3 protein-coding genes and 1 tRNA gene are annotated in these 7,022 nt (G+C 36.0%); all 4 read right to left on the reverse strand.

The features are described 5' to 3' along the window. Positions 1-14: 14 nt before the first annotated feature. Positions 15-1,208, reverse strand: a complete 1,194-nt coding sequence (locus C1A06_RS12700) for a DUF5000 domain-containing lipoprotein (RefSeq protein WP_159461419.1) — start codon at positions 1,206-1,208, stop codon at positions 15-17. A 20-nt stretch (positions 1,209-1,228) separates the two neighbouring features. Further along, positions 1,229-3,229 carry a RagB/SusD family nutrient uptake outer membrane protein gene (locus C1A06_RS12705; protein ID WP_101690591.1) on the reverse strand — a complete coding sequence of 667 codons (2,001 nt, stop codon included), beginning with the start codon at positions 3,227-3,229 and terminating at the stop codon, positions 1,229-1,231. Positions 3,230-3,242: 13 nt separating this feature from the next. Continuing rightward, positions 3,243-6,410 (reverse strand): SusC/RagA family TonB-linked outer membrane protein, encoded by a 3,168-nt coding sequence (locus C1A06_RS12710; RefSeq protein WP_101690592.1) that lies wholly within the window; start codon positions 6,408-6,410, stop codon positions 3,243-3,245. A 487-nt stretch (positions 6,411-6,897) separates the two neighbouring features. Continuing rightward, positions 6,898-6,971 (reverse strand) — tRNA-Ile (locus C1A06_RS12715). Between the last annotated feature and the right edge of the window lie 51 nt (positions 6,972-7,022).

A 7,022-nucleotide genomic window follows, 5' to 3' on the forward strand; every position in this document is an offset into this window, starting at 1 on the left:
TGTACTTCATTGTTTTATTTCACAATACTCCCATAAAATGTCACTTCTTGTAAATGTATAAATGTACCTCCAGTGAATGTTTCTAATCCTTTCCAGCGAATGTAACGAACAGGAGGAGTATCTAACGGAAACTCAAATTCCTCTCCAGCAGAAGCATACTCAATATCTTCAGATGTGACTGTTCCAGGAGGAAGCCCTGAAGGTTTTTTACTCTCGCATGTTGCTAGCAATATCCATCCATCCCAACTTCCTGAGGCATCAGGCCTATCAGCCCTACCATATATTTCCCATTTTTTGAGATTACCATGTTGGTATAAATATTCTTCTTGAAGTCGCTGCCAATATTTATATCTACTTAACTGAGCCGTAACTCCGAGGTCGAATGTAAACCATTGAGGCCAGCCATCCTGATCCGAAGAGTGACACATATTATTCGCTCCATAAATATTATTACCATCCCATATATGTGACATAGACCATCCCCAATAATTGACTTTAAAGTCATTGGCTAAAAACATTTCCGAAAATTTGGCTTTGTCTAGTTCCGTCTCATACCAAGGCTCTACTTCGATATAGCTTGTGTCAGATTTATTGCCCCATGGATCGGTAATATAAGTTGCAAATTGACGCGGTTCTACACCAAACCCTCTCACGGCAAAAGAAATATCCTTTTTAGAAGTGTATTCAGTATGTGCTGTATACCATTCTCCAATAGAATCTGTCGTTAGAACCTTAACTATAAGATTACTGAAATTATCATTATTCAGTTTAACTCCTATTCCAGAAAAAGTTACAAACATATCCAATGATTCGTATGCTTGTACGTACGACGGTTCACCAGGAATTACAGTATAATGAGATATTTCACCTTCGTTTTCCATTCGGTCTACAGCCGAGAATGATAGACTTTTCTCTGATGTATTACCAAAACCTTCAATTGTAATCTGACTCGAGTATGCCGAGACTCTCTGTTCCATTTCTTGTCCCGAATCTAATGTATATTTAACTTTCACATACATCAGATCTTCATCAGCAGGTGCCTTGATTGTAATATTCACACCACCGGGCAATGCTTTGTATGATTGCATTTCTACTTTTCCCGGAGGAGTACCATCATTAGGACCATATGCTTTATTAATGTCTTCTTCGCTACAAGAATAAGAGGCAAATATTACGATAAGCGAGATAATACTAAAATAAATTTTCATAGCTATGTGTTTTATGTTATTTACCATCCCGGATTCTGTATTAATTTAGGGTTAATAATTAACGAGTTTTCTTTTATTGGCCATAAATAATCTTTCAAATAGAAATTCTGATTATAAATATGCCTAACCTTATAAAACTCTTCTGTAGTTTCTTGGCTGACATTCCATCCTCTGACAGATTTATTGAATTCAGTTTCAGCTAATTTCCATCGGCGCAAATCATGATATCGCTGTCCTTCCAGAGCTAATTCGATTTGTCTTTCACGTCTTACTATTTCGCGCATACCTGATTTTGTTGTGGCTAATTGCGGTCTTGTAGAATAGGCCTTCCATGCTTCTCTTACATCACCTATATCTACTGGTTCTTTATCACTCTTAACAATACCCGAGCGCTCTCTTATTGCTCTTAGAATAGAATAAACTTCTTCAGGAATACCTGTATCACCTTCCGTTGACTCCACAAGCGCTTCAGCATACATAAGATATAAGTCTGCTAGTCTGAAAATAGGGAAAGGATATTCATTTATAACAACATTAGATGATATAATATTCTCATAATTAATCAGTTTCTTTGCGTAATAGCCAGTGACAGAATAGCTATGATTCAGTTTTTGGCCAGAAAACTCTCCACGTTTACCTTCAACATAATTAATCGTATTTTTGTCATCCGGTATAATCCATCCTTGTCCAAACCAAGTAGAGCCATCAAAGCCTAAAGCTCCATAAAATCGAGGCTCTCGTCTAAGATGTAAAAGAGGAGTTTCAAAATTTGTTTTCATATAATATTTATATTCCTCAGTAGTCCGTCCCAATTTAGTTAAACGGTCTTGATACCATTTGTTAGCATTCCATTCTTTGTCTTCTTCTATTGGGACCCCTCTATTCGAGTAGAACATCTCAGCTATTTCCATCGTTGGCGCATATACAGATTTGCAATGATACTGATTAGTAGCATCCGAAGCACCCTTAGTTCCTGGATTCAATCTTGGCTGAATAGTACTCTGCAAATCATGTGTGTATTGTGTACCGCACCCCCATACCAATTCGACATTAAATCTTTCAGTGACGGCCTGTCTTGAATTCATCATATAAATAATTGAATCATTATTTATTGATATTTTACCATCTTCTCTAAAATCGTATAACTTTCTGTTTTGGTCATTTACTGCAGACTCAAGAGCTTCTCTACAAGCTTCAGCTGCTATTTTCCATCTATTATTATCATACGTCTGATTGAAAAAAGGCTGATTGTCATGATCTAGGAAATTTGCATAATCAGTATTCCCGTTATAGAAAGGGCTCGCAGACATTAAAAGTACTCTTGCTTTGATAGATAAAGCTGCTGCCTGAGTTAGCCGTCCGTCTTCGATTGCCGATTTCGATATATATTTCGGCAAATCTGCATAGTTATTATCAACCAAAGAGACAATATAGTTAATCACATCATCTACTTTAGCGCGCGAAACTCTAACGGCTTCAGGAGATGCAGAAACCGGAATGTTTTCGTCAACTATGGGTATGGGACCATAAAGCAGAAATAAATAATAATGATAAAAAGCCTTTAATGTCGCAGCCTCGGCAAGCCATCGTTTACGCTCGGCAAGTTCTAGACCTGCTACTCGGGACTCATCCGATACATATTCAAGGAATATGTTACAGTCGCGGATTGCCTGAAATAAGGATTTGGCTCCCCATCCACCGTCCCAATAGTTGTTCAATGGATCTTGAATATTCTGAAGACCATTGGCAATACCAAAAGCCCACTCGTTATCATTGATTACATCTTTTAAGGTATAGTACCAAATATCATTACCGGCTGTTAATCCGGGATTATCTCGTTGTGCTCCAAAAAGAGGAATATACGAGTAGCATGTTGTCAAATAGCGTTCAGTACTATTCTTATTATTAAATATCATTTCCAAGTCTGCTACCCCATCCGGAACTACATCCAAGTAGTCAGAACACGATGAGTAAAGTTGCATCAATAACGCTAATAAACTTATTTGTATTATTTTTTTCATACTAGTCAGATGGTTAGAAATTTAAAGTTAATCCGATGTTATAAACTCTTTGAATAGGATATCCTAGTCCGTTCGATCCCATTTCCGGATCCCAAAGTTTGAATTTGCTGAAAGTAAGTAAATTACTCCCACTCAAATAAATACGAGCATCATTGATCCTCATTTTTTTCAGCATCTTTTTAGGAAATGAATAACCTATCTCCAAAGATTTCAAGCGCATAAAAGAACCGTCACGCATCCACCAGGTACTTGATTTATAGTTATTTTCCATTGTACGATTCGCCAATCTTGGCCAGAATGCATAAGAATCTCTATTTGATTCCGACCAGTGATCATTGGCTATTACTTTCATCAGTGCATTCTCGGAACGTACTAAACCATCTCCATCCGTATCTATAAACGGAGAAATAGCTCTAGGATCTATCCAAAAAGAAACATTACTATTTCCTTGGAAGAAAATGGAAAAATCTAAGTTTTTATACCCACTCGAAATACCAAATCCGTAGGATATTTCGGGGCTTGTAGGATATCCAATAGGAACCATATCGACATCGGTAATTTTACCATCTTTATTTATATCCTTATATTTGATATCACCTGCTTCATAGAAACCCAGTCCTGTCTGATCTGGAGAGTTCGCTATATCGGCTTCATCAATAAATAATCGTTCAGCAATAAATCCCCATGTTTGATTTAAGCTTTGTCCTACTCGCGAACGCCACGATGTGCCCAAAGAATGGTAATCAGGTTCTTCAACAACCTTGAATTCACTGGTAGCATAGGTGAAGTTAGCTCTTCCTGTGAGCCAGAAATCCTTATTCGATATAAAAGAATAGTCTACTGATAGATCTACACCTTTCGAGGTGGCTTCTCCTACATTCGATTTTACGGTAGCAGATAACCCCATAGACGTCTGGATATGAGATCTTTCCATTAATATATCTTCACGGTTTTCCTTAAAAATATCAACTTGAATCTCTAAATCATCAAATAATCCCAATTCAATTCCATAATTAGATTTTTTAGCTGTTTCCCATGTAATTAAATTATTTGCATAGCGGGTAACTGTAATTCCATCAGGACGAAAACCATAATTATTCCCAAATATCTGTAGTTTTCCTGGATCATTTGTATTCACGTTAGAAAGATAAAAGAAACGATCATTTTCATCGCCAATTGCATCATTACCAACTAATCCGTAAGTATATTTCAGTTTCAGTTTAGTTACATACCGACTTAGAGGTTCAAAAAACTTTTCATTAGATATTATATAGCCTACACCAATGGAAGGGAAGAATCCATAACGTTCATTCTTCGAAAATCGTTCAGATCCATTATAACCGAAGTTGAATTCGCCAAAATATTTTTTCGCAAATGCATATGTAAAACGGCCTGATAATCCTTGATTACGGTATGGCAACGACTTTTGTAAATCTCCTGCATTAGATACACGCCTTTCTTGCCTTGTAAACACGAGCATTCCGCTCACACCATGATCCCCAAACTCCCTGTTGTAAGCTGCTGACAACTCCATATAGTTTGTTGTTTGAACATCTTTCAATCCCTCGCTATAGCTAAGATTTTCTTCCCCATCGGAAGGGTTGATGGCGTATAAACTGTAAGTATCATCAACTTTATTATATGAACCTATTCTATAATAAAAAGGTTTAGATCCTCTAGTAACATCATTGTATGAGTATCGAGTTGTGCTCACTAACCCCCTTGCACTTAATCCCTTTGTTAGCATATCCAGATTTTGTTTTACTTCACCTTGAGCTACAATCAAAGTTCTATTCGACTCTTTATAGCCTCGGACCATATCTGCATATGGATTAGTATAGCTGCCATCATCATAATTACCAAATAAAATATGGGTAGAACTTGCATAATCCCCATCTTTAGGATAATATTTTGGGAAAAGGACAGGATTTGCTCTCATCACTTTTTTAAAGACTTCATCTCCACCGTCAATAGGCCCCCGATAATCATCAAAAGTTCCTTGGAAACGAATGGATGCTTCTGTAGTAGGTGTTAGATTAATATTAATATTAGATCTTACATAATATTTTTGGAGATCGATACCAGAGTTAAAATTATTCTGCTTATCCATTTTTATAACTCCATTATCTTTTGTGTAAGAAGCTGCTATATAATACCTTGCTACCTTGCCTCCACCACTAATATTGAAATTAACTCTCTGATTCATTGCCCGTTCTTTAAATAAATCGTTATACCAATCTACAGAAGGATATACATAAGGGTTATCGCCTGCAATCGTTCGATCAATTTTTTCTTGGCTATATGGTATTACACCCAATGGATTACGTGTTCTTACCGCTTCATTACCAAGTCTCATATATGTTATCGGATCGGCTAATGAGACCATTTTGGTTGGAGTCGAAATTGAATTCTCTAAACGAACAGAAACTTTGGCAGCTCCTTCTTTCCCTTCTTTTGTTGTAACTAATATAACTCCATTTGCACCTCTAGCACCATAGAGGGATGTAGCAGTAGCATCTTTCATTATTGAGAAGCTTGCTATATCATCTACATTTAAACGCGCTAGATCATCAGATGTTAATTCGATGTTATCAACTAATATCAGCGGATCTTTTTTATAACCGAAAGTAGTTACTCCTCTGATAAAAAACTGAGCATTATCTCTACCGGGTTCTCCGCTAGTCTGGTAAGATATTAGACCAGCAATACGTCCTGACAGAGCCGTTGTTAGATTACTACTAGGAACCTTCAATTCATCAGGTTTAATAGTCGTTATGGAACTAATTACACTTTCTTTCTTTTGTTTTGCATAAGCGACTACTGTTACTTCATCCAATTCACTTCTTAATTCTTTAAGAACAACGTCAATGATAGTTTTACCCTCTACAGAAACTTCTTGACGCTCCATTCCTAAAAAACTAAAAATTAAAATACCATCTTGTGGTATATCAATAGAATAGTTACCATCAATATCGGATATAACTCCTTTTGTTGTCCCTTTAATGACAATGGTCACTCCAGGCAAAGGTTCATTATCTTCAGAAGTAACTGTACCTTTCACGATAATTGTTTGTTGAGCTAACTCTTTGGCTAAATTCACCGAACTACCTTTTTCTGCAAAAACATAGCTCGATATTAGACTCAATAGAATTAGTACTGAAAAGAATTTCTTTTTATACATCTTCACTTAGTATTAAAATGGGTTAAATCTAGGTTGTCGTTACAATAAAAACCGTTAGTAATTTCGAATAGTTACACAGCTTCTCATAGGCATTACTTTTATTAATAGAATATTCTGTATGATAAAACGCATTCTTTCAATTAAGTATAAATTCTTAGTTTAACATTTTTTACAAATGAAGATATTTTATAAGATATTAGAATAAGACAATTCGTATATCCATTAAGACAATATCGATATACTGCAAAATCTGTCAAGAAATTCGCTAATTCTGTTTATAGCTACATAGAAAGGGGTAATTGAACTTATCCTTAATGTAAATTCAACATAACATTGAAAATATCCAATAAATTTTAAGGCTGATTATCTATAGAGGAAAAGAAGGCTCTTTGATATATTTTGCGGTAGGTCTTTGAAACGAAAAAGAGCTATAAACCGTTTGATTTATAGCTCTTATCTTATTCATTTCATCTTTCTATTTGTGTTGTAGTCCCAGGCAGATTTGAACTGCCGACCTCTACATTATCAGTGTAGCGCTCTAACCAACTGAGCTATAGGACTGGCATTACATCTTTCTATTCAAATCTTTACTGTTAGTTACTACAGCTTCAA

The organism is Dysgonomonas massiliensis (assembly GCF_900240225.1).
Taxonomy (GTDB): Bacteria; Bacteroidota; Bacteroidia; order Bacteroidales; family Dysgonomonadaceae; genus Dysgonomonas; species Dysgonomonas massiliensis.